Source organism: Pseudomonas sp. WS 5059, from assembly GCF_012985525.1.
Lineage (GTDB): Bacteria > Pseudomonadota > Gammaproteobacteria > Pseudomonadales > Pseudomonadaceae > Aquipseudomonas.
Genome location: NZ_JAAQWO010000002.1, coordinates 536,736 through 560,805, shown reverse-complemented (window position 1 = coordinate 560,805; position 24,070 = coordinate 536,736). Strand labels below are relative to the sequence as shown.

14 protein-coding genes and 1 pseudogene are annotated in these 24,070 nt (G+C 62.6%); 6 read left to right on the top strand and 9 right to left on the bottom strand.

What is annotated here, in order from left to right; all coding sequences use genetic code 11:
- Positions 1-3: 3 nt before the first annotated feature.
- Positions 4-1,422 (bottom strand): amino acid permease, encoded by a 1,419-nt coding sequence (locus HBO12_RS07285; protein WP_170041809.1) that lies wholly within the window; start codon positions 1,420-1,422, stop codon positions 4-6.
- Positions 1,423-2,023: 601 nt separating this feature from the next.
- Between HBO12_RS07285 and HBO12_RS07280 the strand changes: the two genes are divergently transcribed.
- The gene (locus HBO12_RS07280) at positions 2,024-5,155 is read left to right on the top strand and encodes a transglycosylase domain-containing protein (RefSeq protein WP_170041808.1); all 3,132 of its coding nucleotides are present in this window, start codon (positions 2,024-2,026) and stop codon (positions 5,153-5,155) included.
- 118 nt (positions 5,156-5,273) lie between these two features.
- Entirely contained in the window at positions 5,274-10,286 is a 5,013-nt protein-coding gene (locus tag HBO12_RS07275) for an NEL-type E3 ubiquitin ligase domain-containing protein (RefSeq protein WP_170041807.1), read from the top strand.
- Here the strand turns inward: HBO12_RS07275 and HBO12_RS07270 are convergent.
- The 6 genes and pseudogenes from HBO12_RS07270 to HBO12_RS07245 form a co-directional block, all read right to left on the bottom strand.
- Entirely contained in the window at positions 10,276-11,019 is a 744-nt protein-coding gene (locus tag HBO12_RS07270; protein ID WP_170041806.1) for a molecular chaperone, read from the bottom strand. The two genes, HBO12_RS07275 and HBO12_RS07270, sit on opposite strands and share 11 nt — an antisense overlap.
- 14 nt (positions 11,020-11,033) lie before the next feature.
- On the bottom strand, positions 11,034-11,561 hold the full coding sequence (locus HBO12_RS07265; RefSeq protein WP_262376936.1) for a fimbrial protein: 528 nt from the start codon (positions 11,559-11,561) through the stop codon (positions 11,034-11,036).
- Positions 11,561-12,298 carry a molecular chaperone gene (locus tag HBO12_RS07260; RefSeq protein WP_170041805.1) on the bottom strand — a complete coding sequence of 246 codons (738 nt, stop codon included), beginning with the start codon at positions 12,296-12,298 and terminating at the stop codon, positions 11,561-11,563. The genes HBO12_RS07265 and HBO12_RS07260 overlap by 1 nt, the downstream gene beginning before the upstream one ends.
- Before the next feature lie 15 nt (positions 12,299-12,313).
- Positions 12,314-13,573 carry a hypothetical protein gene (locus tag HBO12_RS07255; RefSeq protein ID WP_262376935.1) on the bottom strand — a complete coding sequence of 420 codons (1,260 nt, stop codon included), beginning with the start codon at positions 13,571-13,573 and terminating at the stop codon, positions 12,314-12,316.
- Positions 13,574-13,578: 5 nt separating this feature from the next.
- Positions 13,579-16,103, bottom strand: a pseudogene (locus HBO12_RS07250) (TcfC E-set like domain-containing protein).
- A gap of 119 nt (positions 16,104-16,222) precedes the next feature.
- Complete coding sequence (locus tag HBO12_RS07245) at positions 16,223-16,717, bottom strand: CS1 type fimbrial major subunit (protein ID WP_169954488.1); 495 nt, start codon at positions 16,715-16,717, stop codon at positions 16,223-16,225.
- Positions 16,718-17,239: 522 nt separating this feature from the next.
- On the opposite strand from HBO12_RS07245, the gene HBO12_RS07240 reads away from it, so the two are divergent.
- Together HBO12_RS07240 and HBO12_RS07235 are read left to right on the top strand one after the other, a co-directional pair.
- The gene (locus tag HBO12_RS07240; RefSeq protein WP_169954489.1) at positions 17,240-17,812 is read left to right on the top strand and encodes a PadR family transcriptional regulator; all 573 of its coding nucleotides are present in this window, start codon (positions 17,240-17,242) and stop codon (positions 17,810-17,812) included.
- Positions 17,809-18,576: a siderophore-interacting protein gene (locus HBO12_RS07235; protein ID WP_170041804.1), complete on the top strand. Its 768-nt coding sequence runs from the start codon at positions 17,809-17,811 to the stop codon at positions 18,574-18,576. Before HBO12_RS07240 ends, HBO12_RS07235 begins: the two co-directional genes overlap by 4 nt.
- 106 nt (positions 18,577-18,682) lie before the next feature.
- On the opposite strand, the gene HBO12_RS07230 is transcribed toward HBO12_RS07235, so the two are convergent.
- A complete protein-coding gene (locus tag HBO12_RS07230) occupies positions 18,683-19,309 on the bottom strand; it encodes a Pr6Pr family membrane protein (RefSeq protein ID WP_170041803.1) in 627 nt (208 codons plus the stop codon).
- A 4-nt stretch (positions 19,310-19,313) separates the two neighbouring features.
- Positions 19,314-19,547: a VF530 family protein gene (locus HBO12_RS07225; RefSeq protein WP_057438302.1), complete on the bottom strand. Its 234-nt coding sequence runs from the start codon at positions 19,545-19,547 to the stop codon at positions 19,314-19,316.
- A gap of 296 nt (positions 19,548-19,843) precedes the next feature.
- Between HBO12_RS07225 and HBO12_RS07220 the strand changes: the two genes are divergently transcribed.
- Both HBO12_RS07220 and HBO12_RS07215 read left to right on the top strand, forming a co-directional pair.
- On the top strand, positions 19,844-21,862 hold the full coding sequence (locus tag HBO12_RS07220) for a TonB-dependent receptor (protein ID WP_170041802.1): 2,019 nt from the start codon (positions 19,844-19,846) through the stop codon (positions 21,860-21,862).
- 841 nt (positions 21,863-22,703) lie between these two features.
- Positions 22,704-24,041, top strand: coding sequence for a carbohydrate porin (locus tag HBO12_RS07215; protein ID WP_170041956.1), 1,338 nt, complete (start codon positions 22,704-22,706; stop codon positions 24,039-24,041).
- The last annotated feature ends 29 nt before the right edge of the window (positions 24,042-24,070 follow it).

The following is a 24,070-nucleotide window of genomic DNA, read 5'->3' as shown; positions in this document are numbered from 1 at the left end:
GGTTTACGCCGAACGCTGTGAGCCGACGCCGGCCTGGGTCGGTTGCAGCTTGAACACGTAGAACAGCACGGTCAGGAACAGCAGGAACACCGGCCCGACATACAGCGCGATACGGGTATCGGGGAAGTACGCCATCAGGCCCACCACCAGCACCAGGAACGCCAGGGCCAGGTACGAACTGACCGGGTACAGCCACATGCGGTACTTCAGGGCCTTCTGTTCGGCCGGGCTCAGGCTTTTGCGGAACTTGAGCTGGGCCAGCAGGATCATCACCCAGGTCCAGATTGCGCCGAAGGTGGCGATGGAAGTGACCCAGACGAAGACCTTGTCCGGCACCAGGTAGTTGAGCAGCACGCCCAGCAGCAGGGCGAAGATCGACAGCAGCAGCGCATTGCGGGGTACGCCGTTGCGCGAGGTGGTGCCGAAGGTCGCCGGGGCCTGGCCGTTCTGCGCCAGGCTGTAGAGCATGCGCCCGGTGCTGAAGATCCCGCCGTTGCACGACGACAGCGCGGCGGTGATCACCACGAAGTTGATGATGCCGGCGGCAGTCTTGATGCCCAGGCGCTCGAAGGTCATCACAAACGGGCTGCCCTGGGTGCCGATTTCATTCCATGGGTAGATCGACAGGATCACGAACAACGCACCCACGTAGAACAGCAGGATGCGCCAGAACACCGAGCCAATGGCATTGGGGATGGTTTTTTGCGGGTTCTTCGCTTCACCGGCGGTCAGGCCGATCATTTCCACGCCCAGGTAGGCGAACATCACCATCTGCAAGGACATCAACACACCCTGCACGCCATTGGGCATGAAGCCGCCGTGGGCCCACAGGTTGGAAATCCCCAGCGCCACGCCGTCGTTGCCGAAACCAAAGGCAATGATACCGACGCCGCCAATCACCATGGCAATGATGGTGACGATCTTGATCAGGGCGAACCAGAACTCGAACTCACCGAAGGCCTTGACCGCGATCAGGTTGATGGTGCCCATGCTGATCAGGGCGGCCAGGGCCCAGATCCAGCGCGGTGTATCGGGGAACCAGACGCCCATGTACACGGCGACGGCGGTGATTTCTGCAACGCAGGTCACCAGCCACAGGAACCAGTAGTTCCAACCGGTCAAAAAGCCCGCCAACGGGCCGAGGTAGTCCTGGGCGTAACGGCTGAAGGAGCCGGCCACCGGGTTGTGTACGGCCATCTCACCGAGGGCGCGCATGATCACCAGGATCGCCAGGCCGCCGATGATGTACGAAAGCATGATTGCCGGGCCGGCCATTTCAATGGCCTTGGCCGAACCGAGGAACAGACCGACACCGATACAGGCGCCGAGCGCCATCAAGCGAATATGCCGTTCGCCGAGTTCGCGTTTGAGCGGGCCGCCGGAAGCGGTCTCGCCGTGGGGCTGATGGTTGCCAACAGGCATAGGGGTACAACCTCATTTTGTTATTGGATTGAACCACCGAGTCTCGGGCGTACCAGCGGGTGGGCTCGTACGCCTGGGTCACCGGGCCTACCTTGTGGGCAGATCCGTCTGACAGGAAAACCGGCCAGATCAGCGGGCGTGCAGTATAAAAAGCTCCCTATAGAGCTTTTCACTCAATAAACGGCAAAATTCAGCGAGAACTCTCGGCAAAAGCCGATATGACGGCGAGGCATCATCTGCCTGGAACGCCGTTCTCCCTGGAAAACGGCGGCGAGTATTGCACAGCATGGGTGCAGCGTCATGCCCCTACCCTGGTCGCATTTACCAATCGCAAAGGCTCTAGAACGGCACTTCGCCCTCAGGCCAGGGCGGCGCGTCAAAGAACAGCTCGCGCGCCATGCGCAAGTTGATTTCGCCGCGATGAATCGCCAGGGTCTGCGTCACGCGCCCCCTCTGCCCGGCCTGGATGCTGCGAAAGGCCGCGCCCGCTGCCGTCGGTGGTAGTCGGTCATGGCCGGCGCAGACAAATTCCTTGCGTGGACCAATCAGCGACTACGCTTGAAACAAGTCCGATCAATCTGCGTGAATGGATCAATCGACTATGGGTGTTTTATGGCAAACCGATTCGACCCAGGCTGCGGTGCCAACCGACAGTGCGGATGAACCGCCTTTGCCACAAAAAACCCGCCCACGCCGCTTCGGCTGGCGCATGTTCTGGCTATTGCTGGTGATGCTGCTGATCGGCCTGGCCTATGCCGCGTCCCGGGAAATGCGCACCTCCAAGTGGCAGGCCCGGGAATTCAGCCGGATCGCCGCCACCCTCAGTTACCAGGTGCAGCCCGGCCCGAGCGCGGCGATTGTCTACCCCGGCGCCGGCCCCTTCGACAAACGCCTGGGCTACAGTGCCCTGAGTGATTTTCTGCCACGCCTGCTCAAGCGCAATTACCTGATCCAGAGCCAGGCGCAGTTCTCCCAGGCCTTGCTCGACTACAGCCGCCAGGGGCTGTTTGTGCCCTATGACGAGAAGATCCAGGCAGGCCTGACGATCAGCGATTGCCGCGCCGAGCCGCTGTACCAGTTCAGCTACCCGCAGCAGTTCTATCCGACCTTTGCCGCGATCCCGCCGGTGGTGGTCAACAGCCTGCTGTTTATCGAGAACCGCGAGCTGCTCGACCCCGCCCAGCCCCAGGCCAACCCCGCCGTGGACTGGCCGCGTTTTGCCAAGGCCGCCTGGTCGCAGGTGGCCCGGCTGCTGCACCTGCCGGGCCAGACTGCAGGCGGCAGCACCCTGGCCACGCAGTTGGAGAAATATCGCCACTCGCCCGACGGGCTGACACTGTCGGGTGGCGAGAAGATCCGCCAGATGATTTCCGCCAGCGTGCGCACCTACCTGGACGGCCCCCAGACGCTGGTAGCGCGCCAGGCGATCGTGCGCGATTACCTCAACAGCGTGCCGCTGTCGGCGGTGCCCGGGCATGGTGAAGTGCATGGTATGGCCGAAGGCTTGCGGGTCTGGTACGGCGCCGACTTCAACCGGACCAACAGCCTGCTGGCCAGTGACGACCCCAAGGATCTTGCGCAAAAAGGCCTGGCCCTGCGTGAAGTGCTGTCGCTGACCATCGCCCAGCGCCGTCCTTCCCACTACCTGTCAAAGGGCCGCGACGAGCTGGCCAGCCTCACCGACAGCCATATCCGCCTGCTGGCGCAGAACGCGGTGATCGATCCGGCCTTGGCCAGCGCCGCACTGGCCAGCCAGGTCACTTACCGCAACTGGCAGCAGCAACCGACCCTGCAGCCCATAGAAACCAACAAGGGCATCAGTGTCGCGCGCAGCCGCCTGGCCGCCCTGCTCGATCGCCCGCTGTACGACCTCGACCGCCTCGACCTGGCCGCCACCAGCACCCTGCAAAGCGATCTGCAAAGCCAGGCCACCGCGTACCTCAAGCAATTGGCCGACCCGGCCTTCGCCGGCCAGCTCGGCCTGCTCGGGCCGCGTCTGCTGACCCCCGCCAGCACGGCCCAGGTGCGCTATAGCTTCACCCTCTACGAAATGACCACCGACGGCGCCCGGGTGCGGGTGCAGACCGACAACACCGACCAGCCCTTCGATATCAATGAAAGCAGCAAGCTGGAACTGGGCTCCACCGCCAAGCTGCGGGTGCTGACCACCTACATGCAAATCATCAGCGAACTGCACCAACGCTATGCCGACCAGAGCCCGGCGGCGCTGAAAAAAGTCGTCATCGACGAGCAGGACCGCCTGACATGCTGGGCCGTGGATTACCTGGCACAGAACAGTGACCGCAACCTGCCGACGATGCTCGCCGCAGCCCTGGACCGGCACTACTCCGCCAGCCCCGGCGAAAGTTTTTTCACAGGGGGCGGCCTGCATCACTTCCATAACTTTCGCAACGAAGACAACGGCCGCAACCCGACCTTGCGCGAGGCGCTACGCGAGTCGATCAACCTGCCATTTATCCGCCTGATGCGCGACCTGGTGCGCTACAGCACCTACCAGGGCGCCAACAACAGCGCCGAACTGCTCAAGGACGACAGCGACCCGCGCCGCCAGGAATACCTGGCCAAATTCGCCGACCGCGAGGGCACCACCTTTTTGCTGCGGTTCTGGAAAAAGTACCGTAACAAGGACACCCAGGCGCGCCTCGACACCTTTCTCGACAGCCTGCACCCCACCGCCATCCGCCTGGCCGCCGTACACCGCTACCTGTTGCCGCAGGCCAGCCAGCAAAGTTTCAACAGTTTTGTGCGCGCCCACCTCAATGACCCCACGGCCCGCGCCAAACTCAGCGACGAACGCCTGGCCAACCTCTACCAGAACTACGGCCCCGGTGCCTACGACTTGCCGGACCAGGGCTATATCGCCAAGGTCCATCCCCTGGACCTGTGGTTGCTCGGCTACCTGCTGCAACACCCCGACGCCACCTTCACCCAGGCGGTGGCGGCCAGCACGCACGAGCGCCAGGAGGTCTACAGCTGGCTGTTCAAGAGCCGGCACAAGAGCGCTCGGGACAGCCGCATCCGCACCATGCTGGAGATCGAGGCCTTCCTGGATATCCACCAGCGCTGGCAACAGGTGGGCTACCCGTTCGACCATCTGGTACCGTCCCTCGCCACCGCCATCGGCAGTTCCGGCGATCGCCCGGCCGCGCTCGCCGAACTGGTGGGGATTATTCTCAACGACGGTATCCGCCAGCCGACACTGCGCATCGACAGCCTGCACTTTGCCGCCGGCACGCCTTACGACACACGCCTGGTCAACGACCCCGAGCGCGGCAAGCGGGTGATGCCCAGCGCCGTGGCCACGGCCCTGCGCGAGGCGCTGTCGCAAGTGGTGGATGCCGGTACCGCCAAGCGCGTGGCCGGCAGTTTCAAGCTGGCCGACGGCACACCACTGGCCATGGGTGGCAAGACTGGCACCGGCGACAACCGCATCGAAGCCATCGGGGCCGGCGGGCGCGTGCTCAGCTCCAAGGCCATCAACCGCACGGCGACGTTTGTGTTCTACATCGGCGAGCACCATTTCGGCACCTTGACCGCCTTCGTCCCCGGCGCCACGGCCCAGGGCTTCAGTTTCACCTCGGCCTTGCCGGTGCAGGTGCTCAAGGGCATGGCGCCGATCCTCACGCCTTATCTGCAACCGGGCAGCCACACCTTGTGTGCCCCCGCCTCAATGGCGCTGAACCAGGGCGGTAACCGGCTGTTTTCAAGGTGATGATTTTTGAACGGTTCGCCTGTGTAAGCGGCCTGTTGGACCCAGTATTCAAACTTATTCTCGGCCCCAGCCCAAAATAGACTGAAGCGCTTTCATGGCTCTTTTCAGGATCTGTTGCATGGCTGATTTACTCCCTTCCCCGCGCCCGGCCACGTTTCAAGGCCGGCACTACCCATTGCTTGAAAGTGCCCTGCCGCCGTGGCTGAAAACCACCGCCCTGCACCGCCTGGATGCCTTGCAGGCCGTCGGGCTCCAGGACCCGGCGCCCTACCCGAACGCCGCGCCGGCGCAGCACGCCAACCTGCGGCAGGCTATCGCCGGCCACTGGCAAGCCCTCAACACCCTGGATAAGCGCCTCCAGCCCCTCAATGATCTGTATGCCTACGCCGAGCGCATCCTGGGCGGCGCGCTAAGCGCCGACTATGGTCCGATTGATGTGCGCAACACCTATGTGCGCCTGTATGTCAAAGCGTCGACAGCCTGGTGGGTACATGACTTCAAGTCAGGCGTCACCAGCCATGCGCTGTCGCTGCTGGATGCGGCGCTGCATAACTTTGCCGCCACCGACAGCTTTGTCGACTATGCCTTCCTGTCTGGCGCCGATGCCCGTGGGCAGCAGCGCAGCCTGACCTTCAAGCACAAGACCCGCGGCACGCCCCTGACCGCCGAGGGTTTCAAGCAACTGTGCCGCGCACTGAACATCGGCGGGCACTACCGTGAACATCTGAAGATTGTCATGGGTGTCTACAACCCCACGGTGGCCCGCGACCTGCGCCGCCAGGTGATCGCCCAGCACCAAGCCGCGTTGAAGGCCGCCGCCCACCTGGCCCTGGTCAAGGGCGACCTGGCCCAGGATGCCTGTGACGAAGTGCTCGCGCTGATCGCTGGCAACACGGCCCTGCGCCTGGATGGCCAGGTGCTTGCCGGCCACACCCTGGACCTGATGAACACGCGCCTGACCGGCATCTTGCTGTTCTGCGCCACGCCCCACTCGGCGGCGCGGGTGATTGCCTATGTGCCGGACGACCCTGCGCACCCCCTCAAGCAATACCCCACGCCCCTGGCCTTCATTCGCGAACTGACCCGCCAGTTGCGTGACAGCGAACGCTATCAGGTGTTCTTCAGCCGCTTTGTCGACCATGATCAGCGCGGCTTTTTTTTCGCCAACCTCAATACCCGCCTGAGCCGGGTGCAGTGGCGCGCCAAAGCCGCGACCGATAGCCAACCGACCTGGCAAGACACGCCCCTGGACCATCCCCACCTGCAATTCCATGTGCAGCCCATTGCCGACGACTACCAGAACCGCGCGCATTCAAGCGGCAACAATGACCTGTGGCACTACCGTTACCGGGTGCACCTGAACAAAGTGCTCAATGACGCCCAGGACATTGCCGTCTCGACCAGCCGCGTCGACCGCCTGGCCCGCCAGGCCTGGTGGGACAACCTGGGGCGAATCCTCGGCGATATCCTCAATGCTGCCTTGCAAGTGCTCACCCCGTTTGTGCCGGGGCTGGGGGAAGTGATGCTCGCCTACACCGCCTATCAGCTCACCGACCAGGTGTTCGAGGGGGTGCTCGACTGGGCCCAGGGCCGGGGCACAGAGGCGGCGCAGCATTTGATCGGGGTGGCCCAGGACCTGGTGCAGTTCGGCCTGTTCGCCGCCGGCATCCAGGTGGCGGCGCCGCTGCGCCTCAAGCTGTCGGCGTTTGTCGAAGGGCTCACGCCAGTGACGCTCGCCGACGGCCGCCGGCGCCTGTGGAACCCGGACCTGGCGCCCTATGTCGCCGACCCGGGCGCACCCGCAGATCAACCGTTAATGCGCCACGAGGGTGCGCAGTATCAGGTGCAACACGGGCGCATCGTCCACCCGCGCCGCGCGGATGCCTACCGGCCCCACGTGCATCGGCGCGGCAATGGCATCGTGGTGCATGAAGCCGAGCAGCCGCAAACCTGGGACAGCTCCACCCTGATGCGCCGCCTCGGGCCCAGGGCCGAGGCTTTCAGCGCCGCGCAACTGGAGCAGATCCGCCGCACCAGTGGCTGCGATGACGACCAGTTGCGCGGCCTGTACCTGCATGAGCAGCCTCTGCCGCCGTTGCTGGCCGACACCCTGAACCGCTTCGAGGCCTACGCCAGCGCACAACAGGCCAGCGCGCAGATCCGCGCAGGCATGCCCCTGGCCCCAGACTCCGCCTGGTTCGAGCAAACCGTCACCGAACTGGAGGGTTGGCCCCGGGACAAGGCCCTGCAAGTGTTCCTCAGCGCCAGCCTGAGCGGCGATTCGCACCGCTACGGCAACCTCGCTGCGGCGCCTGCCGACACCCTGCGCCTGAGTGTGGCGCAAGTCATGTCCGGCCAGTTGCCGGAACAGGTACTGGGTTTTCTCGATGAGCCGCAAACCCGTGCCCTGCTCGGCGCCCAGGTGCCCGAGGCCCAGCAAGTGCAACACCTGCGCGAGCAACTGGCGGCCTACGTCACCCGCCAGGCGCCAGAGATCGGCCAGTACGCCCATCATCTGCGCGAGCTGTCCGATGAGCCGGGTATCCGCCTGCTGCGCGAGCATTTCGCGCAGATGGATTCGAGCGTGGCGCGGGCCTTGCTCGCCACTGCCGATGAAGCCGAGCGCAACCTGATGGCGACCCAGGGGCGCCTGCCGCTGCGCCTGAAAAACCTCGCCCGCGAATTGCACTTCAGCGCCGGCACCAGCCACGCCTATGAAGGTTTCTACTTCCCCTGGCGCCAGAGTATCGACAGCGAACGCATGCTGCTCGGCACCCTCAAACGCCACAGCGATTGGTTTGCCGACCTGCACCTGCAAATCCGCGAGCACAGCGCAGATGGCCGGCTGCGCTGCGAGGCAGGGCCGGCCAACGCCAGTACCCGGCGCATCCTGGTCAGGAAAGACCACCTGGGCTACGAAGTGCGCGATGCCGAGCACCGCAAGCTGCATGACCTCGACACCCTGTACGAAGCCCTGCTGCACGCCGCCCCCCTCGACAGCCGCCGGGCCCTGGGCCTTGGCCCCGGCCAGGGCGAAGGTTTGCGGCATTGGCTGCTGACCACCCTTGAGCCTCTGGCCGAACGCCGCGCCGCCCTGGCCCAACTGCCGGTCCCACGCCACGCCGACCCGCAAACGCTGAAGCTGCTCGGCAAACCCATACCCGTGCGCACTGCGGTACTCAGAAGTGCAGACGCGTTGATCCTGAACGCCTTGAAGACAGTCTTTGCGCACCAGAGCGAAGCGCGCATCCTGGCCTTTATGGACAAGGTCGGCCACGAGCAGATCGGCTCCCGGGTCAACCAGTTAATCGTTGAGCATTACCGTCTGGACGGCGATCTGGCGCACTGGTCGCGCCAGCCGGGGCATCATCCGCCCGCCATGGAACGGGAGTTGCGCAGTTTCATTCAGGGGCAAGTTCTCGAATGCTGGCAGGACCAGATCCGCGCCGCCACCGAGCCCCTCGGCTCGCGCCTGGACCTCAGCGGCGTGACACTGCCCGATACGCTGCCGCCGTTGCGCGCCGACTTCAGCCATGTCACGGAGCTGAACCTGATCCGCAGTCAGTTCGGCCCGGCCCACGGCCAGTTCCTGCAGCACTTCCCGCAACTGTCGGCCCTGTATCTGGCAGAGAACCCGCTGACCCGCCTGCCTGAGGCAATCCGCGAGCTGCGCCACCTGGAAGACCTCGACCTGGCCGGGTGCCCGCTGACGTTGCCGGTCGAAGACATCACCCGCCTGAAAAACCTGCGCTACCTGCGGCGCCTCAAGCTCAACAACACCCGCGCCCAGCAAGCGCCGGACATCGGGCGCATGCGCGACCTGATACACCTGGACCTCAGCCACAGCCCAATCAAGCGCTGGCCCGAGGGGCTGTTCGAGGTGCCGCGACCGGCGCCGTTTTTCTTGAACCTGCAAGGCACCGCGATCACCCGCCTGCCCGCGGTGGCCCTGGGCAGTCGCGAAGCCGCGCTGGTGGCCCGCACCTACCTCAACCGCTCGGCGCTGGACGCCCTGCAACGCGAACAGTTCAAAGCCTACCGCGCGTCGGTCGGCCTGGACCCGGAGCGCACCTATGAACCTCGCGGCGATTGCACGCCGTGGCTGAACTACCTGTCGCCGGCCGCCCGGGAAGAAGCCCGGCAAGTCTGGGACGCGCTGGAGCACGAACATGGCTCCCAGGGTTTGTTCGAGGTGCTCAAGGCCCTGGAGCAGCCGGAGGTGTTCCAGACCCCGCAAGATCAACAACGCTACGCCGCCAACCACCGCCAGTTGACGCAACAGGTGTGGCTCTTGCTGCAAGCGGCGGTGGTCGACACGCCGCTGCGCAAACGGTTGTTCGAGATGGCCAGCTTCCCCAGCAACTGCCCGGATGCGGGGACGCAGATTTTCAATGAACTGGGGGTCGAGGTGCTGCTCTACCAGATCGAGCACCAGGCGCAGACGCCAGAGGCGCATGAACTGCAACTGGCCACCCTGATCAGGGGCCGGGCGCGCCTGCAACAGCTCAACGATGTGATCCGCACCGATGTGCAACAACGCCTGGCGCCGGTCGCCGAGGGCGGCCAGGGCCTGCGGTTTCTCACCGAAGTGGTCGACGGCGTGGCCGGCCAGGTCGATGAGGTAGAAATCTACCTGGCCTACCAGACCGCACTTGCCGTGCGCCTGGACCTGCCGTGGATCGCCGAGCATATGCTGTACCGCAGCACCGCCCGGGTCAGCGCCGCGCAGATTGACGCGGCCTATGCCTGGGTGCAGGAGCTGGGAAACGGTGACGGCCTGGTCAACCGCATGCTGCTGGACCCGCACTGGCGCGCCTGGCTGCAAAAACGCTATGCCGGCCAATACGCCGAACAGCAGCAGTGGCTCAGGACCCAGCATGAGCAGTTGCTTGATCTGCAAGAGATGTGGGAACAGGTGCCGCAGAAAGTACCGTTACCCACACAGATCGCTGCCCTGGCCAAGGCGCAGGGCATGATCGAGTCGAACCTGGCAGACCCGCTGAAATTCCAAGCTGCCTGCGAAAAACGTGAGGAGGAACTGGGCTACAACGCCGAGGAGTGGATGCGCCAGCGCACCCGCACCGCCTTGATGGCGGCGCGAGAGCTGCGTAATCGCCGGGCTAGCCGCTGATTTCAATCACCCTTTCGGCCGCGCCTTCCACCAGGAAAAACCGATAGATCCGCCCGGCCTGTTTGTCGAAGCTGAACACCCGGCCAGGGAAGATGTGGTTCTTGGTCACTGGCGCGCAGTCCAGGCGATCGGCCACGGCGCAGTCCTTGAACTCGTCTACCACCACCACGGTGTTACCGGCGTTGCGCAAGGTGTAGCGCTGGCCGCCGTTCTCGACACGGGTGTCGAAGCGGCTCTGGCTGGGGCGTACGAAGAACACCGTGCCGTAGCCGGACATCACCCGCACCCCACCCGCCAGCGAGGCCTCATAGGCGGTGCGGTCTTCGTCGCTGACACCGAACTCGTCGTCCTTCTCCGGCGCCACCGGCAGGTAGCGCACGCGGAAGTAACGCTCGCGGTCGCGCTCGCCCATAAACAGCAGGCGCGTGCTCTGCATGGCGTTGGCCGGCACGATCAGGCGCGCCGGGCTGGCCATCAGGCCATCGCGTACCAGGCCAGTGCCGGCCTGGTCCTTGAGCGGCACTTCGTCATAGCTGCCGTCGGGTTTGTAGAGCATTTCGGTGATGTCGACCTTGACGAACGCGGTGCTGGTGCCGCCATTGAACACGCGCTTGAGGTAAGTGTTCTTGTCGCCGTTCATGTAGTCGTAGAAGTCACCGACATTGATCGCCGGTCCCGCCTGGGCATTCAGCGACCACAGGCACATTCCCAGTGCTGCAAACAGGTATTTCATAAGCACCTCATTGATTACGGGCGCAGCGCGTCGAAGATCAGATGCACACTGCCAAAATAGTCGCCGGCCACATAACCGTCCTCGGGCTCGACGGCGGAAATTTCCAGCTGCACACGTTTGCCGGCCCGCGCTTGCTCGGCAGAGACCACTTGGGTATCGGTCAAATCCAGCAACTGGCCGTTGAACTCGACATTGAGCAGGATCAGGCGCCGGCCATTGGACAGGGTCGGCAACTGGCCCAGGCGCGCGACAATGCCGCCACCGCTGTTCTTCACGTCGAACTGTTCGCGCAGCGGCTTGAGCGTGCGGGTCACCAGGTTCCAGGTCATTTCCTGCTGGCGCTCAAGGAACGCGGGGCGGATCGGCAGCACATAAAAGTCTGCGGTGGGAATGCTCACCGTGACGTCAAACACCTGTTCTTCGCGAATCGCCAGGGCCTGGGTACTGAGCAGGGCCACGGCGAGCAGCAGCAGGGTTGCCATCAGCACCTTGCACAATTTGCCCGAGCGGCGCGGGGGTTCGGGGGCGCGTTGAATGATCATCAGCCTTTGACCTCGTAGTGTTTTTTCGCGCGGCCCTCGACCAGCGTAAAGCGGTAGGTACGCCCGGCCTCTTTGGCAAAGCTGAAGCTGCGCCCCGGCAGGATGTGGTTCTTGGTCACGGGCAGGCACTCCTGGGTCTGGCCAGTGGGGCAGTCCTTGAACTGATCCACCACCACCACGCTGTTGCCGTCGTTGTGCAGGCCATAGGCGTCGTTGCGCTCATCGACACGGGTGGCGAAGCGGCTGTGTTTGGGCCGCACGAAAAACACCGTGCCAAACCCGGCCAGTACCGTGACCCCGGCCGACAGGCTATTTTTGTAGGTCTCGCGCTCTTCACTAGACACCACAAAGCCGTCTTCGGGCTCTGGCATCACCGGCACAAAACGCAGGCGGAAATAACGCTCCTTGTCGAGCTGGCCGAGGTACAGCAGGCGCGTGCCCTGCATGCCGTTGGCCGGTACGATCAGCCGCGCCGGGGTCGCCACCAAGCCGTCACGGGCGGTGTTTTCGGGGTTGCTTTTAAGTTCGACTTCTTCGGAAGTGCCGTCGGCGTTGTAGACAATCTCCATCACCGACACCTTGATAAACGCCGTGCTGTCGCCGCTGTTGAACACCCGCTTGAGGTAGGTGCTCTTGTCCTCAGCCAGGTAGTCGTAGAACACGCCGACATTGATGTTCGGCGCGCCCATCGACAGCGGCAGCCAGCAGAGCGTGCACAGCGCCAACAGATATTTCATACCCATACACCTCATTTAAAGCTCCGAATCCCAGACCACCGTGACCTGGCCCGCATAGGTGGTGCCGCCACGCTCCAGCATCTGGTCGGCGTACTCTTTCTTGACCTCGAAGTGCAACGTGCCGGGCCGGCGGTTGACGTAGAAAGTCGGTTGCAACATCTCGGTGCCGACGCCACTGAGCAACAGCGGTTGGCGGATCACCCCGGCGCCATCCTCACGGTTGAGGCCGTGGGGCAGGCTGACGGCGACATCCACCGGCACCTCGTGACCGTCGCTGGTGTTGCGCAAGGCACAGGTGTCGCCGATCACCCGCTCGCAGGTCATCTGCATTTTGAAGCGTGACGAGGCAGAGATATTGAAGGTCTGGTCGCGAAACAGCCGCGCCGGCTTGCGGCCCTGGTTGACCCAGGCTTGCCAGCCGCCCTGGGGCACCAACTCGACGCGGTTGCCGCCCGGCGGGACCTCCACCTGGAGTTGGTGCTGCACTTCTAGGTTGAAGTTGAAGGTCAATTGGTTGTCGGTGGGGATCAGCACATCACCAAAGTCATAGTCACCCCGTGGCCCCAGGGTGTAGGTCAGGCTGCCGGTGTACTCGCCACTGGACATACCCAAGGGGTTGGGCGTGCGGATCTCATAGGCGTACTCCATTTGGTAGATACGCATGTAGTCAAGGTCCTGGGACGGCTTGCGGCTGCACACCCCGGCGCCTTCCGGGACGATCCAGAAGTAGGTCGCCGTTTGCCGACCCGCCGCAAGGTGGCCAGTACTGACGCAAGGGCTTGGGGCCCTGAGCCATTGAGTCGTCCAAAACACCCCCGGTTGGGCCCAGCCCGACACGCCCGGCGGATAGGAAACCTGCCACAGCCCACCGAAGCCGGCGATGCGCATCTGCACGGTCTCCACTTCCCCGGTGCGGGTGTGGGTGACTTGTGCATCACGCCAACTGGAGGGCACCTGCACCATAAAACCCTGGCGCTCATCTTCGTGGTTGGCCTGGATCGGCGCGTTGCTCAGGGCGTCGAACGCCGGGATCCGCAGGCTGAACAAGTTCAGCGCCTTGCACTGGCTGGGAATGTGCGACTGACAGATAGAACTGACCGGCGTGGTATTGCGAAACGTGTTCACAAAAGGGTTGCCAGGGTCCGGGGTAAATACCGCCGTGATGTCCTGGGTCAGGGCCAGCGCCGTGGAGCTGCACAACAGTGCCGCGCCCGCGGCCCCAAGCTGGGTGATCAAGGTGCTGATACGTCTCATGGTGCTAGGCAATCTCGTCATGACCCTCAACCTGCGGTCTGAGTGGTAAAGGTGGAATCGGCCAGGGTGTCCGGCGTGCAGCGCAGGTCGCCGATCATCAGCACGTCGTCGGCCTCCCGCGCGCCGCTGGTGTCGAGGCGGAACTGGCAGAGCAGGCGGTTATCGCGGCGCACTTCGAGGGTGGGCGAGCTGGCGTTCATTTCCAGGGAGAAGAACCCGTCGACCTCGCTCACCCCACGGCTGGCGTGGTTGATGATGTGATGGCCCTTGAGCGGCTTGCCCTCGGGGTCCACCAGGCGCCCGAGCACCGTGACACTGCGCATCACGCTGACCTTGCGGTAGTCCACGCCCCCCTTGTTCAGGTGGTAGGCAGCGCGCGGCGGCTGGATACTGGCCGCAGGCGCGTGGTTGCCGTCGAAGTCGAAGCTGACCGAGCTGCCCTTGTAGGCGGTGATCGGAATAAAGTTGCGCCCCGGACGCAGGACCGTGCTGCCACCGCTCAAGTCATCGGCGCGCAGGACGATGTCATCGACATCGGTTTCTACGTCGACAATCATTCCCGAGCCCGCGCCGGAGTATTGGCTGGTCAGCACCATCCGGTTGCCGCCTAAGGCGAAGGTGCTGTCCAGGTTCAGGCCACCGGTGAGGTCGTTGTTAAACGATGAGCGCTGGACAAAACCATCACCATTGACGCTGTCGGTCTGGAAGCTGGCCATGCCCGACAGGCCCACGCCATAGGTGTCGGCCAGCACCGTGCCCGAGACGCTTTGCAGCACGTGGTCTTGCAGGTCGCGGCGGTAGCTCAGCGAGGCATTGTTGTCACGTTCGCCCTCGCGGGAGGTGCGCGTGCCGATACTCGCCGCCCACTGCTCGCCTGGGCCGCCCAGGGCCAGGCTGACGCTCAGGTCGACCCCACGGTTACGCTTGTCGCCAGTGCTGGCACTGGCCGGGCGGTCGAACAGCGACAAGCGCCAGTTGGCGTCGCTGCCAAACAGATGGCTGCGTTCGTTCCAGCCCAGGTCCAGGCCGGTACCTTGCACATTGCCTTCGCTGTAGGACAGCCGCGCGCTGATGGAGCGCAGGTTGCTCAAGCGATGGCTGAGAGAGACCGACGACAGGCTGGTCTGGCCGACAAACACATCGCGCTGGCGAATGCGCGTACCGTCGGGCAGGGTTTCGTAGGTGTTGCGGGTATCCAGCCAACTGCGGGTGTGGCTGAACACCACGCTGCCCAGGCCGTAGTTATAGAGGCTGTTGAGGTCCACGCCGGTGCCGTAGTCATCGGTCTGGTAGACGTTGGCGTAGAGGCTGAAGTTATTGGCCAGGCTCCAGTCGATGGACGTGCCGTACTGCATGCTGTCCTTGACCTGGCGCCCGGACAGCCCAAGCACCACCCGTGGGTGCGCCAGGTAGTTGACCGAGGCTCCGGCGGTCAGGTCGCCGCTGGACTGGTTGTCCCAGTTGCTCAGCAGCTTGCTTTCCTGGCCGGCAAACACGTTATAGCGCCAGCGGTTGTCGAGGTTGCGCCAGTTGTTGGGCTTGTACACCAACTCCTGGGTGGTGTTGGTGACCTGGCCGTCTTCGAGCAGGCGCACTTCCACTTCATAGATCCCGCCGGGCAACGGCCGCGTATCCAGGCTTTGCAGGCCAGTGCCGACCGCCTGGGTGTTGATCAGCAGGCCGTTGCGGTAGATCTCCACCGAACCCTGGCGGTTGGCGGTGACGTAGATGGGGTAGATGCTCGGCTTGGGGTTGCTGATCATCAGGCTGTCGGAGCTGCCATACATCACGCCTACGGCGGTGTCGGGGCTGGCGCCGAAGGTACGCAGTTGGCGGGTCAGGCCTTCGGCGTTGGGCGTGAAGTAACCCAGGCGCAGGAATTGCCCGTGCAATTCACGCTGGCCGTAGAGCGAGTACACCGCGTGGTTGAGGTCGTCATCATCCGGCCCGCCCAGGCGCGAGAACTGCATGTTCAAGACTTGGTTCCAGTTACCCAGGCTGCCGCTGGCATCCAGGCCCAGGCGCCCGCCGAGGTCCTGGCCCTGGCCGCCGCTGATATTGAGTTGGTTACGCACGATCAAGCCGCTGCTGCCTGCGGTGGGCAGCGTGTAGTACTGGGATTGGAGGCCATCGCGCTCGGCGTTCTCGGTCAGCAAGGTGACCAGGGACTTTTCCAGGTTGTAGTGCACTGCCAGCAATTGCTCCGGGCAATCAGTGGCGCAGGTGCCCAGGGACACGCCCTGCTTGAGGTAGTCACCCCAGCGGTCGCGGTCGATGTCCTTGATCACACTGCCTTCGTGGTCAGTGAAATCCAGCAGGGTCAGGCGGTCATCGCGGGTCAGGACGATCATCGCCTCGGACACTACTCCTGGTCCAGTTCGACCCGTACCGCCAATGGCACATCAAAAAAATGTTCTTCAAAGTCCGCCGGTAAACCCTTGGCCTGGGACAGCAAACTTCTTGGGGTTGTGCCAGTTGCCGCGTCAGCTGCAAACGCCCCCGTACAAAACAACAAGGCAAGCGCTGCCGCGATGAGAATCATCGGGAACATGAACGGATACTCTGATTACGCTCAGGGGAAGACTTGAATACCGATCAACCGACAGCGGCTGCCTGTCGATCGGTAGAGGTCAAGCAACAAGCCAGGACTTATTGATCAACGCGCCGCGCTCAAGGGTTGGAGACGCGTGGCACGTGGTCGAACACCACGGTGAAGTCGGTGGTGAACAGGCCCGCATCGGTGTCGGCTGGCTTGGCAGCGGCGACCACCATGTCGGCCTGGGTGCCTGGGGTCGAGCTGGCGTCATCGACAACTTGCTGCGGGTTAGCGGTCAGAGTCACGCCGTTGAAGGTGGTGGTCAGGGGAATGGAGGAAGTGCCGTTAGTCAGGGAAGCCGGGCCACCCTGGATGTAGGCGTTGATCGAACCGTCGGTGTTTTTTACCGCATAAGTGGCCCGCAGCGAGCTCAACTGACCGGTGACGGTGTTGTAGGTCATGGTTTCGTCCTTACCGAAGTCCGGATCCAGCGGCTGGGCGTGGAACTGCTTGGTAGGAATCGAGGCCTTGATGTTGATCACGCTGGTGGCTTCACCGGCAGCAAACACGCTGGAGGAAGCGACGGCCAGCAAGGCCAGTGGCAGGGCGAGAGCAGTTTTTTTCAGCATCGTTAAATACCTGTTGGTGCTTTTTAAGTAAGTTAAAGATTCGAGTCGATCGAAACTTCACGCCGCGCAAAAAACCTAACATTCAATGAAGAAGTCGAGTCCTAAGACGCAAGTAAATGATCAACCGAATTCAACTTCAGGTAAGCCAGCAAATTCCGTGTAACACGTACTTTCCAGCCCTTATACACAGGCAGAAAAAAACCTTATTTCTCAATAAATCACGGACTAACTGTCATACATGGAAGACAACTGAAACCTGTTTAACTTACATACTGAAAACATCATTCCGTCAGAAATGTATTACATGCACCAGCACAACTAATCATCACTCGATTTAGAGCAAAGACTCCACGCCTTATTTAAGCCGAGAACTCGTTAGTTTGTAGTGGATATTGCAATTATTTGACATGGCAGACCGGGTACCGCAGGCAGGAGTGCCAGCCTACCGTTCGTCAGAACACATTGCTTGAGCAATAAGATATATCTTACGTTATGTCTTAGATAACCACAGAGAGCAGCACAATGAGAGACCATCATTCCCACCGTGAACCCGGTGACGGCCGCGACGGCTTCGAGAAACGCCCAGGCCGCGAGCGCGGTGGCCGAGGCCCGCGGGTCTTTGCCCCCGGCGACCTGAAAATCCTCCTGCCAGCGCTGATCGCCCAGCAGCCGTGCCACGGCTACGACCTGATCCGCCAGATCGAAGGGCTGTTCGACGGTGCCTACAGCCCCAGCCCCGGAGTGATCTACCCCACCCTGACCTTTCTCGAAGAGAGCGAATTGATCAGTGGCGACGCCGAGGGCGGGAAAAAACGCTACACAATCACCGACGCCGGACGTCTCTTCTTGAGCGAACAGAAAATTGCCCTGGACGGTGTGCGCATGCGCATCGACGTGAGCAAGCGTTCGCTGCGCGGCCATGACCGGCCACCAGAGATCCACGAGGCGGTGCATAACCTGCGCCATGCCTTGCAACTGCACCACGGGCGCTGGAGCCCGGCAGAAATCACGCGTGTCGCGGAGCTGCTCAACAGCACCGCCCAAGCCATTGTGGATGGCCCCGCCGTCCAACCTGTACAGGGGAAAAGTGAATGAACAAGCCCGTCATCCACCGCGTCACCCACGAGATTAAACGCCGCTGCCTGGACGTACTGCGGGTGGTCGATATCACCCCGCGCATGCGCCGCATCACCCTGGGTGGCGAGCAACTGGCCGGGTTTGTCAGCCTGGGCAGCGATGACCATATCAAGCTGCTGTTCCCGCAGAACGCCGCTGAATTGGCTGCGCTGCAAAGCCCGACCTTCGCCATCAAGGGCGAAGGCCCACAACCGGCGATGCGCGACTACACGCCACGGCGTTTCGACCTGGCCGTTGGCGAGCTGGATATCGACTTTGTGCTGCATGGCGACGGCCCGGCGTCGACCTGGGCCGAACAGGCTGCCGTCGGCCAACACCTGTACATCGGCGGGCCACGGGGCTCGATGATCGTGCCGGATATCTTCGACAGCTACCTGCTGGTGGGCGACGAAACCGCGATCCCGGCCATTGCCCGGCGCCTGGAAGAACTGCCGGCCGGGCGCACGGTACTGGCGGTGATTGAAATTGCCGATGTGCATGAAAAGCAGGCGCTTGGCAGTGCGGCAAATGTCGAGGTGATCTGGGTGGTGCGCGGGGTCGATGACCTGCTGAGCACCGTGGAGAACCTGCAGCTACCGGGTGGATCGCTGTATGCCTGGGTCGCCACCGAGACCAAGCTGTCGCGCCAGGTTCGGCGGGTGCTGCTGGATAAACATCAGCTTAACGACGAGTTCGTCAAGGCGGTAGGCTACTGGCGGGCCGAGGGCAGCAGCGAAGAATAGGACGTACTCGGTCAAAATGTGGGAGCGGGCTTGCCCGCGATTGCGCTGTATCAGTCGGCACATTTGCTACTGATCCACTGCAATCGCGGGCAAGCCCGCTCCCACATTAGTTCTTGGTTGCCCTGGGGAGCTTGTCCAGCCCTACTATCGCCAACGCCACCGCCACAAACCCCAGCAATATCCCCCCTGCATTCATAAACACCTGTGGATAACCCAAGGTGCCTACATCAATAAACGGGTACTGATACTGCCCCAGCACATGCCCGCGCAGCAGCACATAAACGAAATACACCAGCGGGTAAATCACCCAGTAGCCGATGTGCCCGAAGCGCAACGTGCCCTTGGGCACGCACCACCACCAATAGCCGAGGAACAGCAGCGGCATCACGTCGTGGAGCAGTTCGTCGGCGATGAACTGCCAGCCCTCGGGGCTCCACAAATGCCGCAGCAGCACACTATAGGCCAGCCCTACGACCACGATGCTCACGGTTACGCCGCTGCTGACCGCAGGCTGTAGGAAGAAACTGCGCCCGGCCGAAGGCCGACTCACCAGTGCATAACTCAGCACCACCGCCGCCAGGGTGTTGCTCAGCACCGTGAAGAAACTGAAGAAATTCACCAACCCGCCCAACAGGCTGGCATCGACCAGCCAGCGTGAGTAGAGGATCAAGTATTGCTGGATCGCCAGGCCTGCCCAACCGGCCAGCGCCGCTGCCGCCACATACCGCTTCATGGGATCAGTCCAGCGGGCGTTTGGTACGCATCAGCTTGACGTACAGGCCTTCGACCTTCTCCCGCGCCCACGGGGTCTTGCGCAAGAAGGTGAGGCTGGACTTGATGCTCGGGTCGTTTTTGAAGCAGCGGATATCGATGCGCTCGGCCAGGCCTTCCCATTCGTAATGCGCCACCAGTGCGGTGAGCACCTGCTCCAGGGTAACGCCGTGCAGGGGGTTGTTGTTCGATGCGGTCATGCCGGGCCTTTGCCAAGTAAATAAAGAGGAAGCCGCGCACCTTAGCCGAGAGGCCAGGCAGGTGGAAGCATTGCCATGATTGTAGGCCCACTCCCGAACCAATGTAGGAGCAAGCTTGCTCGCGAAAAACGTAGGAGCACTGCGTGTATTCAGGCTGCCCGCGTCATCGTTGACGATCTTCGCGAGCAAGCTCGCTCCTACAGGGGTTTATGAAAAGTTCCGCTTCCCGGAGGAAAAAGAGATGTTATATTGTAACCATTCATATCCAACCTCTCTGCTTTGCCAAGGAACCCCCGATGTCCCTCTCCCCTCTCTGGCGCCTGACCCCGCTGGCCGCTGCCCTGCTGATCAGTACCCAGGCCCACGCCCTGGAACTGCAACCCCAAGTCATCACCGGCAACCCGCTGGGCAGCCAACAACTGGCCTCGCCAAGCACCGTGCTGGAAGGCGATGACCTGACCCTGCAACAAAAAGGCAGCCTGGGCGAAACTCTGAACAAGCAGCCTGGGGTGTCGTCGTCGTACTTCGGCCCCGGTGCCAGCCGCCCGATCATCCGTGGCCAGGATGGCGACCGCATTCGCATCCTGCGCAATGGTGTCGGCGCGCTGGATGCCTCGTCGTTGTCGTATGACCATGCGGTGCCGCTGGACCCGGTCAACGTCGAGCGCATCGAGATCGTCCGTGGCCCGGCCGCCCTGCTCTACGGCGGCAGCGCCATCGGCGGGGTGGTCAATACCTTCGACAACCGCATCCCCACCGAAGCCATCGAAGGCATCCATGGCGCGGGCGAACTGCGCTACGGCGGCGCCGATACCACCCGCAGCAGCGCGGGCAAACTGGAGGCCGGCAACGGCACCTTCGCCCTGCACCTGGATGCCAGCGCACGACAATTCAACGACCTGAAAATCCCAGGTTACGCCCGCAGCCGCCACGCTGCGGAAAGCGAAAACGGCCCCGGCAAAAACGGCCGCCTGGGCAACAGCGACGGGCGTCAGGACAGTGGTGCAGTGGGCGGTTCCTACACGTGGGACGACGGTTACGCCGGGTTGTCCTACAGCAACTCCGACAGCAACTACGGCTCGCCCGCCGAACAGGACGTGCGCATCCGCATGCAGCAGGAGCACTACGCCTTCGCGTCCGAGATCCGCAACCTGCAAGGCCCGTTTACCTCGGTCAAACTCGACGCCGGCTACACCGACTACGAACACCGGGAAATCGAAGGCGGCGAAACCGGCACCACCTTCAAGAACAAGGGCTATGAAGCGCGCATCGAGGCGCGGCACCAGCCCTTGGGGCCGTTCGATGGCATCGTCGGTGCCCAGGTCAGCCGTAGCGAATTTTCCGCACTGGGCGAGGAAGCTTTCGTACCGCAAACCGATACCAATGCCGGCGCGCTGTTTATCCTCGAAGAAATGCAGGCCACCGAACGCCTCAAACTGAGCCTGGGCGGGCGCCTGGAACACACCACCGTCGACCCGGATGGCAAAGGCAACGAGCGGTTTGCCAATGCCAACAGCTCCAGCAGCTTCACTGCCGGCAGCCTGTCGTCGGGTGCGGTCTACACCCTGACCCCGATCTGGTCTCTGGCCGCGACCCTGGGCTACACCGAACGCGCGCCGACCTTCTACGAGTTGTATGCCAATGGCGCCCACGTCGCCACCGGCACCTATGAAGTGGGCGATGCCAAGCTGTCCAAGGAAAAAGCCGTGGCCAGCGACCTGGCCCTGCGCTTTGACAATGGCACGCACAAGGGCAGTGTTGGCGTGTTCTACAGCCACTTTTCCAACTACATCGGCCTGCTGAACAGCGGTCGCACCTTGAATGACGAGGGCGAAGAGGCTGCCGATGGCATCCCGGAATACACCTACTCGGGTGTGCGCGCACGTTTCGTCGGCTTCGAAGCCCAGGACCACTGGAAACTTGGCGAAAATGCCTATGGTAAATTTGCCCTGGAACTGTCGGGCGACTACACCCGCGCCACCAACCTGGATACTGGCGAAGCCCTGCCACGAATTGCTCCGCTGCGTCTGAACAGCGGCTTGCTGTGGGAACTGGATCGCTGGCAAGCGCGCATTGATGTTGAGCATGCTGCTGGCCAGGGCCGGGTGCCTAGCAACGAAAGCGGCACCGATGGCTACACCACGTTGGGCGCCAGTGCCGGCTATCGCTTCAACCTGGGCGGCAGCCAGTGGCTGGCGTTCGTCAACGGCGAGAACCTGACCAACCAGACCGTACGCTATGCCAGCTCGATCCTGCGCGATATCGCGCCGGCGCCAGGCCGTAGTGTGCAGGTGGGCTTGCGCACGACCTTCTAACAGACAGTGATGTTCAACCTGTGGGAGCTATGTGTTGTCTAGCCAAACTCGTGCTGCAAACGAGCCCCCCTGTGGGAGCGGGCTTGCCCGCGATGGCGGTGGGTCAGCCAGCTTATCCGGTGCTGACACAACGCTATCGCTGGCAAGCCAGCTCCCACATTAAATTGAGTTGTCTAGCCAAACCCGTGCTGTAAACGAGCCCCCCTGTGGGAGCGGGCTTGCCCGCGATGGCGGTGGGTCAGCCAGCTTATCCGGTGCCGACACAACGCTATCGCTGGCAAGCCAGCTCCCACATTAAATTGTGTTGTCTAGCCAAACTCGTGCTGTAAACGAGCCCCCCTGTGGGAGCGGGCTTGCCCGCGATGGCGGTGGGTCAGCCAGCTTATCCGGTGCCGACACAACGCTATCGCTGGCAAGCCAGCTCCCACATTAAATTGAGTTGTCTAGCCAAACTCGTGCTGCAAACGAGCCCCCCTGTGGGAGTGGGCTTGCCCGCGATGGCGGTGGGTCAGCCAGCTTATCCGGTGCTGACACAACGCTATCGCAGGCAAGTCAGCTCCCACATTAAATTGCGTTGTCTAGCCAAACTCGTGCTGTAAAGGAGCCCCCCTGTGGGAGTGGGCAAGCCTGCTCCCACATCGCTCTGCGGTATCTGCGCCGACTGTTACCAAATCCGAAATAATCCATCTTGCGATTAGCCCTTTCTCTCCCCGAGCCGGCGCTTTATCCTTGCCTGCAACAAACTGAAACGTTTCATCATTCAGCCAGACCTGATGAGCGTCCATCCCCCGGCCGCCGTTTGCGTACTAAAACCAAAAACTATTAAGACCTGCCCTTGCCTATGCCTGCTTTCCCAACACTGCGCCTGTGCGCTGCGCTGCTGCCTTTGTGCCTGATCGACTGCGCCCAGGCCGTCCCTGCCTTTGACCATGAGTCCCCGTGGATGCTGGGTGATCTTGGCGGTTCCCGGACAGCGCTGTCTGAGCAAGGCTATGACTTCAAGATCGACTACACAGGCGAGATGGGCAGCAACCTGCAAGGCGGCTCGGACCATGACCGCACCGCTCGCTATAGCGACCAGTGGGCCTTCGGCAGCCACTTGGATCTGCAGAAGATCCTCGGCTGGCACGACGCCGAGTTCCAACTGACGATCACCGAGCGCAGTGGCAATAACATCAGCAACGACCGCATCAACGACCCGCGGGTCGGCGGCTTTACCTCGTCCCAGGAAGTCTGGGGCCGTGGCCAGACCTGGCGCCTGACGCAGATGTGGTACCAGCAGAAATTCTTCGACCAGAAACTGGATATCAAAGCTGGGCGTTTTGGCGAAGGCGAAGACTTCAACAGCTTCCCCTGCGACTTTCAGAACCTGGCGTTCTGCGGCTCCCAGGTGGGCAATTGGGTCGGTGGCATCTGGTACAACTGGCCGGTGAGCCAATGGGCGCTGCGGGTCAAATACCACCTGACGCCCGAGCTGTACGCGCAAATCGGCGCCTTTGAGCAGAACCCGTCCAACCTCGATCGCGGCAATGGCTTCAAGCTCAGCGGCAGCGGCACCCAGGGCGCCCTATTACCGGTGGAGCTGGTGTGGACGCCAACGTTCCACGACCTGCCGGGCGAATACCGCGCCGGCTACTACTACAGCAGCGCCAAGGCCAGCGATGTGTACAAGGACCGCCACGACCAACCCGCCGCCGTCAGTGGCGAGGCCTATCGCAGCGCCTCCAGCAAGCATGGCGTGTGGCTGGGTGTGCAGCAGCAAGTCACCAGCCTGGCCAGTGACCACTCCCGTGGCTTGAGCGTGTTCGCCAACGCGACGATGCACGATAAGAAAACCAACGCTGTGGATAACTATGTGCAGGCAGGTGTGGTTTACAAAGGCCCCTTCGATGCCCGCGCCCGCGACGATATCGGCTTTGCCGTGGCCCGCGTGCACGTCAACCCGGCCTATCGCAAGAACGCCCAGGCCCGCAACCAGGCCAGTGCGCTCTACGATTTTGACGACGGCGCCTACCTGCCAGTGCAAGACACCGAATACAGCGCCGAGCTCTATTACGGCGTGCACGTCAGCAACTGGCTGACCGTGCGCCCGAACCTGCAATACATCCGTCATCCGGGGGCCGTCGCCCAGGTGGATGACGCGCTGGTCGGCGGGATCAAGCTGCAAGCGTCCTTTTGAATCGCAATAAACGCAATTAGCCCTGAACC